Raw genomic sequence first — 14529 nt, 5'->3', positions numbered from 1 at the left:
ATTCGAGTATGGAACCACCGCACAGGCACTGCACGAGTAGGGAATACCTGTTTTTCCGGGAGCGGGCACTTGTTTCCCGCAGTACCCGCCGTTGCCCGTGTGCCAGGCCGCCGACGCCAGCCCCGGGGGCCGGACGGCTAACAGCGGGCGCAGAATATTCCCGGTGACGCGGGGAGCGAACAAGCCGCCTGGCCGCGGGACTTACGGACACGGCTCGCGTACGGTTGAACCATGGCTACCGTTGACATCACAGGTGAACAGTTCGCATCGACCATCGAGGGCAACGACATTGTCCTGGTGGACTTCTGGGCTGAATGGTGTGGCCCGTGCCGCCAGTTCGCCCCCACGTACTCCGCGGTCTCGGAAAAGCACCCGGACGTCGTTTTCGCGAAAGTGGACACCGAAGCCGAGCAGCAGCTGGCAGCGGAGGCGGGCATTTCCTCGATCCCCACGCTGATGGCATTCCGCGAGAAGGTGCTGGTCTTCTCACAGCCGGGTGCACTGGGTGCCCCGCAGCTCGAACAGGTCATTGACGCAGTCAAGGCGCTCGACATGGAGGAAGTCCACGCCCATGTGGCCCGCTCCCAGGCAGAGGCAGCTGCGGCCGCAGGCAACAGCGCCGGCAAGAGCGCCGGCCCCCAGGACGGCTCGCAGATCCCCGACTTCTAAGGCATCCGCACTTCTAAGATCACCTTAAACAGCAACGGGGGCCCACGCCCGCAGGGTTCCCTGGCCGAGCTTGCGAGGGTAGGGAGCGGGTGGGGAGGGTCACTTTCCGCCCAACAACCACCTGGTATTGGGCGAGGAGTGACCCCGCGTTGTTTTTGTTAGCGGAGGACTAGAGGCGTTCCACCTGGGCAGGTTCGGCCAGGAGGGCGCTGAGGGATTCATTCAGGTCCTGCAGGGCAACGCCCTTGGAGTGCGCGTCGAGGGCCTCTTCCGATTCCCAGCGTTCGGTCAGAACCAGCTTCTCCTCCGTCGCCTCGGTGAGCTCGTACCGTATGCAGCCGGGTTCGTTGACCACCTCGTCAATGGCGATTTCCAGGGCGAGCTTCACGCGGAAGAATTCGCCGTCGTTGGGGATGAACGTGGCCTGCAGGTCGATGGGTGCACTCATGGATTTCACAATACCGGCTTGATAGCGTGCCTTATGCGCGCTTACACCGCCGGGGACGCGGACGTCCCCCTGCTCGAGGAAACCATCGGCCAGAACTTTGAGCGCGTGGTGGCGCAGTTCCCGCTGCACGACGCGCTGATCGAGGCCGCCCCCGTGCCGGGCGCTGATGCCCGCCGCTGGAGCTACACCAAACTGAACGACGACGTCGACCGGCTGGCCCGCGCGCTCCTCGCGCTCGGCGTCGCCAAGGGGGAGCGGGTCGGCATCTGGAGCCCGAACTGCGCGGAATGGACCATCCTGCAGTACGCCACGGCGAAGATCGGGGCGGTCCTGGTCAACGTGAATCCTTCCTACCGCAGCCACGAGCTGGAGTTCGTGGTGAAACAGAACGGCATGCGGATGCTGGTCACCGCGCCGTCGGACCGGAACAGCGACTACGTGGGGATGGCGCGCCAGGCGCTCGCCGGATGCCCGGACCTCCGTGAGCTCGTGTTCCTGCCGGACTTCGAACTGGAAGGGCTCGACGCCGGTGTCCCCCTGGGTGAGCAGGAGCTCACGTACGCCGAGCTGCTCAAGCGGGCTGACGCCGTCGGACATCCCGAACTGAAGGACCGCATGGCGGGCCTGGGCCCGCACGATCCGATCAACCTGCAGTACACGTCCGGAACCACGGGTTTCCCCAAGGGCGCCACGCTGACGCACCACAACATCCTCAACAACGGGTACTCGATCGGCGAGCTGCTGGGCTACACCGAACATGACCGCGTGGTGATTCCGGTGCCGTTCTACCACTGCTTCGGGATGGTGATCGGCAACCTGAACGCGCTGAGCCACGGTGCCGCCACGATCATCCCGGGACGCGGGTTCACGCCGGCCGCCACGCTGGAGGCCGTGCAGGATTTCGGCGGTACCTCCCTGTATGGGGTTCCCACCATGTTCATCGCCGAACTCGCGCTTCCCGACTTCGCCTCGTACGACCTCTCCACCCTCCGCACCGGGGTCATGGCGGGCTCACTGTGCCCCATCGAGGTGATGAACCGCGTGATTTCCGAGATGAACATGAAGGACGTGGCCATCTGCTACGGCATGACCGAGACGTCGCCGGTGTCCACCATGACCCGCGATGGTGACACGCTCCAGCAGCGGACGGAAACTGTGGGGCGGACCATGCCGCGGCTGGAAAGCAAGATCGTGGACCCGGCTGGGAAAGTGGTGGAGCGCGGCGAAATCGGTGAACTATGCACCCGGGGCTACGCCGTCATGCAGGGGTACTGGAACCAGCCCGAGAAGACAGCGGAGGCCATCGACGCGGACGGCTGGATGCACACCGGCGACCTGGCGCGCATGGACGACGACGGGTACGTAGTGATCGAAGGCCGGATGAAGGACATGGTGATCCGCGGCGGCGAGAACATCTACCCGCGCGAGATCGAGGAGTTCCTTTACACCCATCCGTCCGTCCAGGACGTGCAGGTGATCGGCGTGCCCGATGCCAGGTACGGCGAGGAGCTCATGGCGTGCATCATCCTCAAGCCAGGAGCCGAACCGCTGGACGCGGCGGCGGTGGCCGAGTTCTGCCGCGGCAAGCTGGCGCACTACAAGGTGCCCCGGTACGTCGATGTCCGCGACAGCTTCCCAATGACGGTGTCCGGGAAGGTCCGCAAGGTGGAGATGCGCGAGGAAGCCGTCGCCCGGCTGGGCCTCTAAGCGCGAACGTACAGTTGTGGCCCCGGAACGAGGGCCCGCTCGCTCTGACGCCTGCGACGCGAAACTTATCAGGCGACTCGCATATTGCCGCTCGCTGCGGGTATTCCGGCCGCGCTGGCGATTATGCGCGTCGCAGGGTGCGGTGTGGGTCTGGCGGCTCAGTGGCTGCGGTGATCCTGGATGGTCATGCGCGGACCGAACGTGGGTTTGCGGAAGCCGCTGAGCCCGAGCATGCGGACCACCCGCTGCCGGTGGCCGGTCCACGGTTCCAGCAGGGCCAGCATGCCGGCGTCGTCGGTCCGCCGTCCGGTCAGCGCCGCGCCGACATACGCGGCCAGGTGGTAGTCACCCACGGCGATGGAGTCCGGGCAGCCGTGCGTCCGCTGCACCACTTCGGCCACTGTCCAGACGCCGATTCCCGGGATGGTCTGCATCTTGGCGGCTGCTTCCGCCGCCGGGAGGGACGCCAGACGTTCAAGCGCGACGGCGGAGCGCAGGGCGCGCATGACAGTCGCCGAGCGCTGCGGGCCGACTCCCGCCTTGTGCCATTCCCAGGACGGAATGCGGAGCCATCCCTCGGCGGTGGGCCGGACCAGCAGTCCGGGAGGCGCAACCGTGCCGGTCCCGGGCGCGGAAGTTCCGTGCCGGTACATGAGGTAGCGGAAACCCCGCCGCGCCTCAATGACGGTGACCTTCTGCTCAAGAATGGTGGGCACGAGGGAGTCAACCATCCGCCCGGTGGACGGGAGGCGGACATCGGGGTTCCGGCGTCGGGCCTCACGGACCATGTGGGGGAGCGTCGCTGTGAATGAAGGCTCGTCAAACGCCGACCAGTCGTCCCCGGCGCCGAGGAGCCGGGGAACGCCGGCGAGGGCAGCCCCGGAACCGGGACCCCAGGCCTGGGCGTCGACGTATGGCTCCAGGCCCGTGCCTGCAGCGGCGAGCCGCAGCGTGACCGGGCCATCCGGCGTCGTGAACGCCATCCACAGCCCGTCCGGCCGCGAGGAGAAGGAGGGGTCGCCGTTGCCGCGCATCAGGATCCCCAGGGTGCGGCGCAGGTCATACGGGCCGCCCGGATACCACCTCAGGGACGCGTCCGCCGCGGCTGCCAGCCGGGACGGGGCGTCAGCAATGGTCATACATTCATCGTCGCACGCCGGACCGACAAAGCCGCCGCCGGGCCCGCCGGGAGGGTTTCACCAGGCCCTTAACCCGGGACGGCGCCAGGACTACAATCCCGAGTGTGGCGCGGGTCCGCCGCGTCCCTTCCTTCAAGTTGCAGGAGATGGCAATGGGTGGCGTGGTGCATTTCGAAATCCCCGCGGACGACCGGGACCGTGCGAGGAACTTCTACAATCAGGCGCTCGGCTGGCGGATCGACCCCATGGCTGAGATGGACTATGACGTGGTGGTCACCACCCCGATGGACGAAAAGACCGGCAGGCCCACCGAGCCTGGCGCCATCAACGGCGGCATGATGGGCAGGGACGGGGAGCTGACCAGCCCTGTCATCACCGTGGACGTCGAGGACATCGACGCGACGCTGAAGACTGTCGAGCAGCTGGGCGGTTCCGTGGTGAAGGCGAAAGAAACTATTCCGGGCATGGGCCATTACGCCTACTTCAAGGACACCGAGGGCAATATCCTGGGGCTCTGGGAGAACCTGCCCGCCGATGCCGACGGCGCTACGGGCTGACCTGCTCCTCGCCGAAGCGGCCGCGGGCCTCGACCGGGATGAGCGGTTCCTGAGCGCGGATCCTGAGTTCCTGCACCGCCCAGGCGTTCCCGTCCGGGTCGCTGAACCCGAAGAACGTTCCGCCGTCGCGCTCATCGAAAACTGTGATCTCGCTTGCCTCCACGCCCCGGCTGAGCAGCTCGTCCCGCGCGGCCTGGGCGTCCGCCACCACCAGCTGCAGGCCCCGCATGGAGCCGGGCGCCATCTCGTTCTGCGAGGGCAGATCCCCGATGACGATCGAACACCCCGAGCCGGGCGGCGTCAGCTGGACCACGTGCATGTGCTCGTTCTGCGTGTCGTGGTCCAGGTTGAAGCCAACCTTGTCCCGGTAGAACTCCACAGCCCGGCCGATGTCGCTCACGGGCAGCACAACCACTTCGAGGGTCCAGTCCAAGGCACGTTCCTTTCAACGGCGCTGATTCAACGGCGCTGATGATCGGCACCCGGTCCCGGGCGCCGTAGCAAGCTTGCCCCGCCCGGCCACAGCTTGGCTAGTACTCGGGCTCGAACCGGGCACCGGCACCTGGGCGGCACCCCGGCCGTCACGGCATCCCGTTTCCCAGCCAGAGCGCCAGGACCGCCAACGGAAGCGCGAGGACAACCACGGCGGCGCCGGCAACTGCGAAGCCGCCCCAGCGTACCCGCAAGTTGAGGCTCTGCAGCCGCTCGTGCCACAGGAGCGTGGCGAGCGACGCCCACGGCGAAATGAGCGGACCCAGGTTCACGCCGATCAGGAGCGCGCCCAGCCTCAGCGGCGATCCAGCATTGGGCTCCAGGGCCAGGTAGGCGGGGAGGTTGTTTGCGATGTTGGCCGAACCTGCGCCCAGTGCCGCCAGGCGCAGCAGATCCGGAAACGTCTCGCCGGCCCCGGCGGCGGGCGCCAGGGCCTCGGTGAGGCCGTGAGCGTGCAGTGTCTCGACCACCATGAACAGCCCGGCGGTCAGCATCAGCGGGCGCCACGGCAGCATCGACCAGCGCAGGGCTGACGGCCGCCGCCCCACGAACATGGCCAGCAGGAACCCAGCCGCAAGGGCGGCAGGAACCGCCACGGGGACACCGGAAACCAGAGCCGGAAGCAGCACGAACAGCGTGCCGGCCGATGCCCGGAGCAGCGTCCGGTCGCTTGCCGCGTGGACAGGCTGCGGCCCGTAACGGCCACCGAGGTCCCGGCGGAAGGCCAGCCACAGCAGCAGCGCCGGCACCACAACACCGACGGCGGCAGGCGCCCACATGAGCCTGGCAAAGCCCAGCGGGCTGAGGGACATGCTCGACTGCGCCAACAGGTTGGTGAGGTTGGACACCGGCAGGAACAGGGACGCGGTGTTGGCCAGCCACACGGTGCTGAGGGCGAACGGCAGTGGCGGGATCTTCGCGTGGACAGCCAGCAGCACCACCACGGGAGTCACCAGCACCGCGGTGGTATCGAGCGACAGAAAGGCCGTGGCGATGGCGGACAGGGCAAGCACAAAGAGCCACAGCAGGAAGACGCTGCCCCGGCCCAGCGCCGAAATGCGGTCCGTCAGCACGCGGAACAGCCCCGCTTCATCAACCAGTTCCGTGACGACCGTCATCGCCACCACGAAGGCCAGGATGGGTGCCGTGCGTCCCGCTAACGTGGCGAACGCGGGCCACGGCAGCAGGCCGGCGGCAAGGCAGCCTGCCCCGGCAAGAAGCATGCTGCCCGGCAGCAGGTAGCTCCGCACATTCTTTCGGTATTCGTCGGGGTGCCACCGCCCAATCTTCGCACCGAACCCTGACGGGGCAATCACGCGGCCCAAGACGGTAAGTTGGTACCCATGAAGTACGCCCAGTCAGTCCTGGACCTCATCGGCAACACCCCGCTCATCAAGCTCAACCACGTCACGGAGGGCGTCAAAGCCACCGTCCTGGTGAAGCTGGAATACGTGAACCCCGGCGGCTCCATCAAGGACCGCATCGCGGCGAAGATGGTCGAGGAAGCCGAGCGCGACGGCAAGCTCAAGCCCGGCGGAACCATCATCGAGCCCACCTCCGGGAACACCGGCGTCGGACTGGCCCTGGTGGCGCAGCAAAAGGGCTACAAGTGCATCTTCGTGGTCCCGGACAAGGTGGGTGAGGACAAACGCGCGGTCCTGGCGGCCTACGGCGCCGAAGTGGTGGTGACGCCCACCGCCGTCGAGCCTGACAGCCCGCAGAGCTACTACGGCGTGTCCGACCGCCTGGTCACGGAGATCCCCGGCGCGTACAAGCCGGACCAGTTCTCCAACCCCGCGGCGCCGCTGAGCCACTACGAGACCACCGGCCCCGAGATCTGGCGGGACACCGACGGCAAGGTGACCCACTGCGTCATCGGCGCCGGCACCGGCGGCACCATCACCGGCACCGGCCGCTACCTCAAGGAAGTGTCGGCGGACCGTCCGGAGTCCGACGGCGGCCGGGTCAGGATCATCGGGGCCGATCCCGAGGGCTCTGTCTACTCAGGCGGCACCGGCCGCCCCTACTTCGTCGAGGGCGTGGGCGAGGACATGTGGCCCGGCAATTACGACAAGTCGGTCCCGGACGAGGTCCTCGCGGTCAGCGACGCCGACTCCTTCGAGATGACCCGGCGGCTGGCCCGCGAGGAGGGCCTGCTGGTGGGCGGGTCCTCCGGCATGGCCGTGGTGGCCGCTCTGCGCACCGCCCGGGACCTCCCCGAGGACGCAGTGGTGGTGGTGATCCTGCCCGACTCCGGCCGCGGCTACCTCGCCAAGATCTTCAACGACCAGTGGATGCGCTCCTACGGCTTCCTCTCCGGCGGCGAGGAGGCCTCCGTGGGCGAGGTCATCAAGTTCAAGACGGGGGAACTGCCGGACCTGGTGCACATCCACCCCAACGAAACGGTCCGCGACGTCATCAACATCATGAACGAGTTCGGCGTCAGCCACATCCCGGTCCTCTCCGCGGAGCCGCCCGTGGTGATGGGCGAGGTCCTCGGGGCCGTGGATGAACGGACCCTGACCGCCAAGCTGTTCCGCGGCGAGGCGAAGCTGACGGACAAGATCGCCGAGCACATGGGGGAGAAGCTGCCGGTGATCGGCTCGCTCGAGACCATCTCCGCCGCCCGCGAACTGCTCTCCGACGTCGACACCGTGATGGTGACCTTCGTCGGCGCGCCCATCGGCATCCTGACCCGCCACGACCTCCTCGCCTACCTCAGCAACTGATCGAAGGAGCCCCATGTCTGTCACTGAGAACCAAGGATTCAACACCCGCGCGGTGCACGCCGGCCAGGCTTTCGAGCCGCGCACCGGCGCCGTCGTTCCGCCGCTGCACTTCAGCTCGACCTATGCCCAGGACGGCATCGGCGGGCTGCGCGACGGCTACGAATACGGCCGCGGCACCAACCCCACCCGCGACGCCCTGCAGGAGCAGCTCGCGGCGCTGGAGCGAGGCACGCACGCCTACTCCTTCAGCTCGGGGCTCGCCGCCGAGGATTCCCTCATTCGTGCCCTGATGCGGCCCGGCGACCACATCGTGCTCGGCAACGACGCCTACGGTGGCACCTACCGGCTGATCAGCCGCGTGTTGGGCGAATGGGGGATCGGCAACACCCCGGTGGACATGGCCGATCTCGACGCGGTTCAGGCCGCGGTTGCCGGCAACAAGACCCGCTTCGTGTGGGTGGAGACCCCGTCCAACCCGATGATGAAGATCACCGACATTGAGGCGCTTGCCAAGGTGGCGCACGACGCCGGGGCCCTCCTGATCGTCGACAACACCTTTGCGTCGCCCTACCTGCAGACCCCGCTCGACCTGGGTGCCGACGTCGTGGTGCACTCCACCACGAAGTACATCGGCGGCCACTCCGACGTGGTGGGCGGCGCCATCGTGGTCAAGGACGCCGAGCTGGCCGAGAAGATCGGCTTCGTGCAGTTCGCCGTGGGCGCCGTCTCCGGCCCGATGGACGCGTTCCTCACCACGCGCGGGCTCAAGACCCTGGGCGTGCGCATGGACCGGCACAGCGACAACGCCCAGGCCGTTGCCGAATGGCTCCTTGAACGCCCCGAGGTGGAAGCGGTCCTGTACCCCGGACTGCCCTCGCACCCCGGCCACGAGCTGGCCAAGAAGCAGATGAAGAAGTTCGGCGGCATGATCTCCGTGCAGTTCAAGGGCGGTGAGGCAGCTGCCCGGAAGGTGGCCGAATCGACGTCGGTCTTCACCCTGGCCGAATCACTCGGGGGCATCGAGTCGCTGATGAACTACCCGTCCGAGATGACCCACGCCTCGGTCAAGGGCACCGAGCTGGCCGTCCCCGTGAACCTCATCAGGCTCTCCTGCGGCATCGAGGACGTCGAGGACCTCATCGCCGACCTTGAGCAAGCCTTCACTCACATCCAGTGACGGCCTCCCCGCAGACGCAGGAAGGTGCCGGCACCCGGCAGGATGCCGGCCGGCCCGGGACCGGCAGCCACGGCAAGGCGCGTCGGGTTTTCCTCGGCTGGCTGGCGACGGCGGGCGGTGCAGCCGCCGTCGTCCTCGCTTTGGTGTGGCTGTACGCCGGGTACGCCCCGGCCATGAACGACTTCGAGGTCTATTACTACGGCGGCACCAAGGTGCTGCAGGCCGGCGAGGCCGGCATCAGCGAGCTGTACGCGCCCCGGGACGGCCTGCCGTTCACCTATCCGCCGTTTGCCGCTCTGCTGTTCGCCGGCCTGGCCACCATGAGCCTGGGCCAAAGCGGGCAGCTCTTCATCTGGGCCGCGCTGGGCGGGGCCGCGGTGGTTTCCGCCTGGCTCGCCCGGCACTACTTCGGCTTGACCCGCTGGCGGGACGCCTTTGCGGACTGGCGGTTCCGGACGGTGGCCCTGGCCGGAACCGGGGCGATCGTGCTGCTGGGGCCGTGGCGTGACACCTTCGTGTTCGGGCAGATCAACATCATCCTGATGGGCCTGATCCTGGCCGACTTCGCGCTGCACGGGAAATCGCGCGCGGGTCAGATCCGCTGGCCTGCCGGCCTCCTGATCGGCGTCGCTGCCGGCATCAAGCTGACACCGCTGGCGTTTGGCCTGTATTTCCTGGTGCGCCGAGATTTCAAGGCCCTGGGCTGGATGGCGGCCGGCTTCCTCGGCACCATCGCCGTGGCCTGGGCCGCACTGCCCCACGCCTCGGTGACCTTCTGGACGGAGATCCTGCCCAACACCGGGCGCATTGGCGATCCGGGATACGTGGACAACCTGTCGCTGAAGGGGCTGCTGCTCCACACCGGGCTTCCGGACTCGGGGTTTACCAGCCTGCTGTGGCTGGTGCTGGCACTGGCCCTGGCCGGGCTTACCGCTTTGGTGATCAGGTGGGCGGTGGCCGTGGAGGAAAACTTCGTGGCGGTGTCCGCGACCGCAGTGCTCATGCTCCTGGTCAGCCCCGTCTCGTGGTCCCACCACTGGGTGTGGATCGCGGTGGCACTGCCGTCCATGGCCTTCGCCATGCACCGCGTCCCCTCCAGGACCGGGCTGATGCGGCTGGCCGGCTGGCTGGTGGTGGCGGCTTCGGCCGTGGCCTTCTACCTTGCGCCCAAGGACCTCGCGATGGCGGCCGGCGCAGAGGTTTGGGGCGTGAATCCGCAGACGCAATGGCCGCTCATGGTCTCCAGCCTGGGCGTGCTGTGCGGCGTGGCGCTCCTGGTCTACTGGGCCGCCGCATACCGGCCCTCGCGGACAGGGACGGGTCGGCAGGGCCGGCAGCCCTAGGCCGCCGGGCGCTAGCTTTCTTCAAGAAAGTCAGCTAGGGTCGCAGCATGGCTCTCCGCTCCGACTGGTCCCAGCGCAACTGCAGCATGGCCCGCGGCCTCGACATTTTCGGCGACCCCTGGGGCATGCTGGTCCTTCGCGAGGTCTTCTTCGGCAACGGCCGCTTCGACGCGATGAAAACGCGCCTCCAGGTGGCCGACTCGGTCCTCACCCGGCGGCTCGCCTCCCTCATGGAGGCCGGCCTGCTGGCAAAACAGCCCTACGACGACGGCGGACGCACCCGACAGGAATACGTCCTCACGGCCAAAGGCGAGGACGCCCTGCCGGTGCTCAACGCCGTCGTGATCTGGTCCGAAAAGCACCTGCAGGCGCCGTCGGAGCAAGCGCACATGTACGTGGTCCACGCAACGTGCGGGCAACGCACGGGATCCGCGGACACCTGCACCGAATGCGGTGAACGGCTTACCGCGGACAACACCAGCTGGCACAGCCTGACCCGCAGCGAAGAGCCGGTCCCGCTGGCGACGGCGCCCCGGCAACCCGAGACAACCGCCAACACACCCACCAACCGCGTTCAAAGCGGCGAAGACGAAGGAACGGCCGCATGACCACCCCCGAGGACCCCGGAGTTTTTGTCCAGATATCGCGCCCTGGAGGGCCAGTAGAGGACGATATCTGGACAAAAACTCCTGCCGAGGAGGGGTTTAAGAAGCCAGAGGACGGACAGAAGACTCCAGCGAAGGGGCCGAAGAAACGTAGGCGCCTGCATCCGGCCTGGGCCGTGGCCGCGGTGGCGTTCCTGGCGCTCGTTGGGGCCGCCGGGTTCCGTGCCGCGCCCGGCGTGCTCATGGTGCCGCTGCAGCAGGAGTTCGGCTGGTCCACCACCGTGCTGTCGGCCGCAGTCAGCATCAACCTGGTGCTGTTCGGGCTCACGGCCCCGTTCGCCGCGGCCCTCATGGAACGGTTCGGCATCCGGGCTGTCACCGCCGTCGCCCTCGGGCTGATCGGCGCCGGCAGCGCCCTCACAGTACTCGTCAACCAGTCCTGGCAGATCCTCCTCACCTGGGGCCTGCTCATCGGCCTGGGCACCGGTTCGATGGCGCTGGTGTTCGCGGCGACCATCGCCAACACCTGGTTCACCAAGAGCCGCGGCCTGGTGATCGGCATCCTGACCGCAGGCAGCGCCGCCGGCCAGCTGGTCTTCCTGCCGTTCATCGCGATGCTCGCCCAGGACCCGGGCTGGCGCCAGGCCTCGCTGCTCATCGCCGCGGGGGCGCTGGCCGTGGTTCCGCTGGTGCTGAAGTTCCTGAAAAACTCACCGGCCGACGTCGGGGCGTTGCCTTACGGGGCAGAGGAACCGTCCGGCGCCCCTTCAGCCGCTGTCCCGGAGGCTGCGGAACCCCGCCGCAATGCAGCCGTCCGCGCACTGCTGGTGCTGCGGAGCGCCAGTAAAAACCGCACCTTCTGGGCGCTCGCTGCCGGGTTCGCGATCTGCGGCGCCACGACGAACGGGCTGATCGGCACGCACTTCATCCCCTCCGCCCATGACCACGGCATGCCGGAAACGACGGCTGCCGGCCTGCTCGCCGTCGTCGGGATCTTCGACATCCTGGGCACCATCGCTTCCGGCTGGCTGACCGACCGGTTCAACCCCCGGATCCTGCTCGCCGTGTACTACCAGTTCCGCGGGATCGGGCTCCTGGTGCTGCCGCTGCTGCTGGGCTCCTCGGTCCAGCCCAGCATGATCGTGTTCGTGGTGATCTACGGCCTGGACTGGGTGGCCACCGTGCCGCCGACCGCCGCGATCTGCCGCCAGGTGTTCGGCGCCGACGGCAGCGTGGTGTTCGGCTGGGTGTTTGCCGCCCATCAGCTCGGCGCCGCCGCGGCTGCCCTGGCCGCCGGAGCCATCCGGGACGCCACCGGCCACTACACCTACGCGTGGTTCGGTGCCGCCGCGATGTGCACGATCGCCGCGGTGATCAGCGCCACCATCCGCAAAGACGCCGGGCGACGGAAGCCCGCAGCGGTGGCCGCGGCTTCAGTAGACTAAGCGGGGCGCCCGCGGCGGCGCCGGCTCTTGCGGCAGAACGCGCTACGCGTCCCGGAGGCGCATATTGCCGGACTACAGCTGGGGGACACTGAATGGCACTGCTCACTGCCCGAACAAAGAACGACAGGCCTGAGGGCGCCCACGGACTCCCCGGCCAGGGGTGGGATCAGGCCTCCGAACCGCGGCTGCGCCGGACCGCACTGGCCGCCGCCGAACTGGCGGTCCTCTTGGCGGTGCTCGCCGCCGCCGTCTTCGTCGCCTCCCGGCTGGACGCCTGGGACGAGAAGGGCCTGGACTTCAGCGTCTACTGGTACGGCGGCAAGATCCTCAACGACGCCGGCACGGCGCCGTCGGGCCTCTACCAACCCACAGTCAACTGGGCCGGCGGCCCGGAACTGCCCTTCACCTATCCGCCGTTCGCGGCGCTGCTCTTCAGCCTGCTCGCGAAACTCCCGCAGGCCACCGCGCTGATGCTGTTCAACACCGCCGGCGTTGCTGTGGCCGCCTGGGTGGCAGCGCTCGGCGTCCGCTACTGGAACAGCAAGCCAAGCTGGCGCAGCACTTTCGCTTCGCTGACCTTCCGGTCCGCGCTCAACCGGCTCGGCGCCGTCGTGCTTTTTCTGGCCGTCCTCAATCTTGGGCCTTGGCGCGAAACCCTGGCCTTCGGCCAGATCAACATCCTCCTGCTGGGGCTGATGACGGCGGACCTGCTGGCCCGCAGCCCCCGCTGGCGGAATGGCCTGCCCGGCAGCGGTTTCCTGGTGGGTGTCGCCGCGGGAATCAAGCTGACACCCCTGGTCTTCGGCCTGTATTTCCTGATGCGGAAGGACTGGCGCGGCCTGCTGAACATGTGCGCCGGCTTCGCGTTCACCGTGCTGCTCGGCTGGCTGCTCCGCCCCGCCGAGTCCCTCAGCTTCTGGCTGGAAATTCTTCCCGACACGTCCCGGATCGGCGGCGCCGGCTATGTGGACAACCTTTCCATCAAGGGAGCGCTGCTCCACTTCGGAGTTCCGGCGGACGCAGTGAACGTGCCCTGGCTGGTCCTGAGCCTGCTCGTTGTGGGTCTGGGCGCCGCTCTCATCAGGGTGGCCAGCAGCCAGGGCGCAAGGGTGGTGGCCATGTCCGCCACGGCGCTCACCATGCTCCTGATCAGCCCCGTCTCGTGGTCGCACCACTGGGTCTGGATGGCCGCGGTGCTTCCGGCATTCGCCTGGACGCTGCGCGAAACGCCTCAGCGGTACATGCTGCAGCGCCGGGTGATGGGGGCCGTGCTGGGCGTGTCCACGGCGGTGTTCCTGTTCTCGCCGAAGACCATCGGCACGGCCCTGGGGGCCGAAAACCTTGACCTGCAGACGCCAGTGCCGTGGATCATGGCGTCCAGCGCCGGTGTGTTCTGTGCGCTCGCCATCATGGTGTGCTGGCTCGTGGTTCTCCGCCGCGATGCTGTGGCGGAGCTGGCGGAGTGAGCACCGCACTGGTCACCGGCGTCGGGCGCCTCGCCGGAATCGGCGCAGGGATCGCTCGGCAGTTGGCCGCCGACGGCTGGGACCTGGTGCTGACCTACTGGCAGGACTACGACGCCCGGATGCCCTGGGGAATCCAGCCGGACGACGTCGGCCGGCTCACCGGGGAACTGGAGGCCGCCGGCTCCAAGGTGGTGGCGCTGCCCGCCGATTTTCAGGATCCGGACGCCGTGGGCCGGCTGATGGCGGAAGTGGCCGCGCAGGCTGGAACTCTGCACGGGATGGTGCTCAGCCACGCCGAATCCGTCGACTCCGGGATTCTGGACACCACCCTCGAAAGCTTCGAGCGGCACTTCGCCGTGAACACGCGGGCCAGCTGGCAGCTGATTCGCGCCTTTGCACAGCAGGTAGCGGACGACAGCGGCGCGGTCGTCGCGCTCACCAGTGACCACACAGCGTTCAACCTGCCGTACGGCGCGTCCAAGGGTGCACTGGACCGGATTGTCATCGCCGCGGCGCGCGAGCTCGGACCACTGGGCATCAGCGCCAATGTGCTGAACCCCGGTCCCGTAGACACGGGCTGGATGGATGGCCCGCTCCGTGACGAGCTGGCCCGGCGCCAGCCTGGCGGGCGGCTGGGCACTCCGGCCGACGTCGCGGGAACCGTGGCTTTCCTGCTGTCCCCGGCGGGCCGCTGGGTGTCCGGTCAGCTCATTAAGGCTGACGCCGGGTTCTCCGCCTGACGCTTTCGGCGC

General features: G+C 68.0%; 14 protein-coding genes. 10 read left to right on the top strand and 4 right to left on the bottom strand.

Translation table 11 applies throughout. From position 1 onward, the window contains the following. Window positions 1–231: 231 nt before the first annotated feature. Window positions 232–669, top strand: coding sequence for a co-chaperone YbbN (locus ACHMXB_RS11345; protein WP_102973877.1), 438 nt, complete (start codon window positions 232–234; stop codon window positions 667–669). Window positions 670–838: 169 nt separating this feature from the next. On the opposite strand, the gene ACHMXB_RS11340 is transcribed toward ACHMXB_RS11345, so the two are convergent. Next, window positions 839–1117 carry a putative quinol monooxygenase gene (locus ACHMXB_RS11340; RefSeq protein ID WP_395398427.1) on the bottom strand — a complete coding sequence of 93 codons (279 nt, stop codon included), beginning with the start codon at window positions 1115–1117 and terminating at the stop codon, window positions 839–841. Between the two features lie 33 nt (window positions 1118–1150). On the opposite strand from ACHMXB_RS11340, the gene ACHMXB_RS11335 reads away from it, so the two are divergent. After that, window positions 1151–2824 carry an AMP-binding protein gene (locus ACHMXB_RS11335; protein ID WP_395398426.1) on the top strand — a complete coding sequence of 558 codons (1674 nt, stop codon included), beginning with the start codon at window positions 1151–1153 and terminating at the stop codon, window positions 2822–2824. Between the two features lie 158 nt (window positions 2825–2982). Here the strand turns inward: ACHMXB_RS11335 and ACHMXB_RS11330 are convergent, their stop codons facing one another. Continuing rightward, the gene (locus ACHMXB_RS11330) at window positions 2983–3963 is read right to left on the bottom strand and encodes a DNA-3-methyladenine glycosylase family protein (protein ID WP_395398425.1); all 981 of its coding nucleotides are present in this window, start codon (window positions 3961–3963) and stop codon (window positions 2983–2985) included. A 152-nt stretch (window positions 3964–4115) separates the two neighbouring features. Between ACHMXB_RS11330 and ACHMXB_RS11325 the strand changes: the two genes are divergently transcribed. Further along, window positions 4116–4520, top strand: a complete 405-nt coding sequence (locus ACHMXB_RS11325; RefSeq protein WP_395398424.1) for a VOC family protein — start codon at window positions 4116–4118, stop codon at window positions 4518–4520. Here ACHMXB_RS11325 and ACHMXB_RS11320 read toward each other — a convergent pair. Both ACHMXB_RS11320 and ACHMXB_RS11315 read right to left on the bottom strand, forming a co-directional pair. Continuing rightward, window positions 4510–4953, bottom strand: coding sequence for a VOC family protein (locus tag ACHMXB_RS11320; RefSeq protein ID WP_395398423.1), 444 nt, complete (start codon window positions 4951–4953; stop codon window positions 4510–4512). The genes ACHMXB_RS11325 and ACHMXB_RS11320 overlap by 11 nt on opposite strands. A gap of 148 nt (window positions 4954–5101) precedes the next feature. Next, complete coding sequence (locus ACHMXB_RS11315; protein WP_395405238.1) at window positions 5102–6235, bottom strand: SLC13 family permease; 1134 nt, start codon at window positions 6233–6235, stop codon at window positions 5102–5104. A gap of 120 nt (window positions 6236–6355) precedes the next feature. Between ACHMXB_RS11315 and ACHMXB_RS11310 the strand changes: the two genes are divergently transcribed. The 7 genes from ACHMXB_RS11310 to ACHMXB_RS11280 all read left to right on the top strand — a co-directional run bounded on the left by ACHMXB_RS11310 (window position 6356) and on the right by ACHMXB_RS11280 (window position 14517). Continuing rightward, entirely contained in the window at window positions 6356–7741 is a 1386-nt protein-coding gene (locus ACHMXB_RS11310; protein ID WP_395398422.1) for a cystathionine beta-synthase, read from the top strand. 13 nt (window positions 7742–7754) lie between these two features. Beyond that, window positions 7755–8918 (top strand): cystathionine gamma-synthase, encoded by a 1164-nt coding sequence (locus tag ACHMXB_RS11305; protein ID WP_395398421.1) that lies wholly within the window; start codon window positions 7755–7757, stop codon window positions 8916–8918. Further along, window positions 8915–10261 (top strand): glycosyltransferase 87 family protein, encoded by a 1347-nt coding sequence (locus tag ACHMXB_RS11300; RefSeq protein WP_395398420.1) that lies wholly within the window; start codon window positions 8915–8917, stop codon window positions 10259–10261. The genes ACHMXB_RS11305 and ACHMXB_RS11300 overlap by 4 nt, the downstream gene beginning before the upstream one ends. A 47-nt stretch (window positions 10262–10308) precedes the next feature. Beyond that, window positions 10309–10869, top strand: a complete 561-nt coding sequence (locus tag ACHMXB_RS11295; RefSeq protein ID WP_395398419.1) for a winged helix-turn-helix transcriptional regulator — start codon at window positions 10309–10311, stop codon at window positions 10867–10869. After that, window positions 10866–12311 carry an MFS transporter gene (locus ACHMXB_RS11290; RefSeq protein ID WP_395398418.1) on the top strand — a complete coding sequence of 482 codons (1446 nt, stop codon included), beginning with the start codon at window positions 10866–10868 and terminating at the stop codon, window positions 12309–12311. Before ACHMXB_RS11295 ends, ACHMXB_RS11290 begins: the two co-directional genes overlap by 4 nt. Before the next feature lie 92 nt (window positions 12312–12403). Further along, the gene (locus ACHMXB_RS11285; protein WP_395398417.1) at window positions 12404–13777 is read left to right on the top strand and encodes a glycosyltransferase 87 family protein; all 1374 of its coding nucleotides are present in this window, start codon (window positions 12404–12406) and stop codon (window positions 13775–13777) included. Continuing rightward, window positions 13774–14517, top strand: a complete 744-nt coding sequence (locus ACHMXB_RS11280) for an SDR family oxidoreductase (protein WP_395398416.1) — start codon at window positions 13774–13776, stop codon at window positions 14515–14517. Before ACHMXB_RS11285 ends, ACHMXB_RS11280 begins: the two co-directional genes overlap by 4 nt. Window positions 14518–14529: the final 12 nt, after the last annotated feature.

The sequence above is a fragment of the Arthrobacter sp. UC242_113 genome (assembly GCF_044054585.1).
In the GTDB taxonomy this organism is placed as follows: Bacteria; Actinomycetota; Actinomycetes; order Actinomycetales; family Micrococcaceae; genus Arthrobacter.
This window is presented reverse-complemented; position numbering and strand designations above follow the sequence as displayed.

Coding starts and splice junctions, on each gene's coding strand:
- ACHMXB_RS11345 (WP_102973877.1), top strand. CDS start 232: ATGGCTACCGTTGACATCACAGGTGAACAGTTCGCATCGACCATCGAG.
- ACHMXB_RS11340 (WP_395398427.1), bottom strand. CDS start 1,117: ATGAGTGCACCCATCGACCTGCAGGCCACGTTCATCCCCAACGACGGC.
- ACHMXB_RS11335 (WP_395398426.1), top strand. CDS start 1,151: ATGCGCGCTTACACCGCCGGGGACGCGGACGTCCCCCTGCTCGAGGAA.
- ACHMXB_RS11330 (WP_395398425.1), bottom strand. CDS start 3,963: ATGACCATTGCTGACGCCCCGTCCCGGCTGGCAGCCGCGGCGGACGCG.
- ACHMXB_RS11325 (WP_395398424.1), top strand. CDS start 4,116: ATGGGTGGCGTGGTGCATTTCGAAATCCCCGCGGACGACCGGGACCGT.
- ACHMXB_RS11315 (WP_395405238.1), bottom strand. CDS start 6,235: ATGCTTCTTGCCGGGGCAGGCTGCCTTGCCGCCGGCCTGCTGCCGTGG.
- ACHMXB_RS11310 (WP_395398422.1), top strand. CDS start 6,356: ATGAAGTACGCCCAGTCAGTCCTGGACCTCATCGGCAACACCCCGCTC.
- ACHMXB_RS11305 (WP_395398421.1), top strand. CDS start 7,755: ATGTCTGTCACTGAGAACCAAGGATTCAACACCCGCGCGGTGCACGCC.
- ACHMXB_RS11295 (WP_395398419.1), top strand. CDS start 10,309: ATGGCTCTCCGCTCCGACTGGTCCCAGCGCAACTGCAGCATGGCCCGC.
- ACHMXB_RS11290 (WP_395398418.1), top strand. CDS start 10,866: ATGACCACCCCCGAGGACCCCGGAGTTTTTGTCCAGATATCGCGCCCT.
- ACHMXB_RS11285 (WP_395398417.1), top strand. CDS start 12,404: ATGGCACTGCTCACTGCCCGAACAAAGAACGACAGGCCTGAGGGCGCC.